The following is a 1,824-nucleotide window of genomic DNA, read 5'->3' on the forward strand; positions in this document are numbered from 1 at the left end:
TCAATAGATGTCCACCTGTACTCAAGAGATGCCCATTGTGTCACCTTGCCAGTAAATGAAACAAAAGGAAACTCTAGCATGCATACTTTGCCGCGTTTCGGTAGAACACCTAAAACTGTTTGCTGATCTCGATCGGCCGTCACCAACCGCTGCGCCTCGGTGGCTTCAGTCATCGGCTCCGTCGTCGCGGCCTAGGAGTGAGTCTTGGACCGCGTGCCTGTGAGCGTTGTCATCCCCGCCTACAACGAGGCGATGCGCCTGCCCGGCTCGCTACCCCCGCTGATCTCGGTCATGCACAGGATCCCCGGTGCCGAGGTGATTGTGGTTGACGACGGCAGTACGGACGGCACCGCTGCGATCGCCGAGGAGTTGCTCGCGGATCTGCCCGGTGGTCGGGTCCTGCGGCTGCCGTGGAACTCGGGTAAGGGCGCCGCGGTCCGCATGGGGGTGTCGGCCGCGCACGGTGAGTCGATCGCCTTCCTGGACGCCGACGGCGCCTCCGACGTCAATGATCTTCCTCTGCTCCTCGCCGCGCTGGAGCACGCCGAAGTGGCGCTCGGATCGCGCCGGGTTGGGGCGGGTGCGGTCCGCAGCAGTGGCCGGCGGGTCGGCAGCTGGGCCTTCAACCAGATCACCCGGTCCCTGACCAGCCTGGACGTCGCCGACACCCAATGCGGGTTCAAGGCTTTCCGCGGCCCCGAGGCCAAGCTGCTGTTCAGCCTTGCGCGCTCCTCCGGATTTGGCTTCGACGTGGAGGTGCTCTCGATCGCCCGGTCGATCGGCTACCGGATCGCCGAGGTCCCGGTCCGATGGGCGGAGATACCCGGTGGCACGTTCCGGGTGACCCGGCACACCCCCGCGATGCTCGTCGACGTGATGCGCGCCCGGCGGTACCTGAACCGCTCCGCTCCCGGCCTCGTAGTGACGCGTCCCACGGTGCAGTCGCCCGCCGCCGCGGCAGCGCCGGTTCGTCCGGGCGACGGGGCGTCCCCCGCCGCGCAGGTCCGCGTCCCGCCTTCTGCCGTGAGTGTCCCGGCCCCCGCAGAACCGGTGACCGCCGGGCCACCGCCAGCCGTCCTCACGGCGGCCGTGGGGGGCGTCGAGAAGCCCCTGCGCCTGCCCGCCGACCTGGGTGGTGTGACTCCGTTGCCTCGGAAGGCTGTATGAAGGTCCGGCGAACCGGACCCCATCCTTGTCCTTTGGAGTAAGCGATCCCTTCCCCCGCCGCCGGCACCCCCACGACGGCGAAGGGCCTCGGCGCGCCGTCACCCGCCCCGGCCGTCGCCGCCCCGGCCGTCGCCGCGTCGCCGCGTCGCCGCGACACGCGGACGTCACGGCGGCCTCTGTTCGGCATGGCCGCCGGCTTTATGGTGCTCTTTCTGCTCCAGGCCCCCGGCAACCTGACCGCCGACACCAAGCTGGACGTCCCCCTTGACCCGTGGGGCTTCATGGGGCGGGCCACCCATCTGTGGAACTCCCTCGCCGAGTTCGGCTACCTGCCCAACCAGTACGTCGGCTACCTGTTCCCGATGGGACCGTTCTTCGGTGCCGGTGACCTGTTCGGGATACCCGCCTGGGTCACCCAGCGGCTGTGGATCGGGCTGATCCTCACCGTCTCCGCCTGGGGGGTCGTGCGGCTGGCCGAGGCCCTGTGGCTCGGCGTACCGCGCACCCGGGTGCTGGCCGGACTCGCCTACACCCTGTCCCCGATGTTCCTCGGCAAGATCGGGGCGACTTCCGTGGCGCTTGCGGGCGCCGCCATGCTCCCGTGGATCACCCTGCCGCTCATCCTCGCGCTGCGTCCGGACGGCGCCTTCGGCGCCG

General features: G+C 69.5%; 2 protein-coding genes. Both read left to right on the forward strand.

Going from position 1 to position 1,824, the window contains the following annotated elements; translation table 11 throughout:
• Positions 1–213 precede the first annotated feature (213 nt).
• Entirely contained in the window at positions 214–1,167 is a 954-nt protein-coding gene (locus tag AC08OX_RS10425; protein ID WP_235463053.1) for a dolichyl-phosphate beta-glucosyltransferase, read from the forward strand.
• Positions 1,168–1,352: 185 nt separating this feature from the next.
• Positions 1,353–1,824: alpha-(1->3)-arabinofuranosyltransferase domain-containing protein (locus tag AC08OX_RS10430; protein ID WP_476607626.1), on the forward strand; the 472-nt coding region annotated here is incomplete at its 3' end.

The sequence above is a fragment of the Frankia sp. CoBUL1 genome (assembly GCF_978021245.1).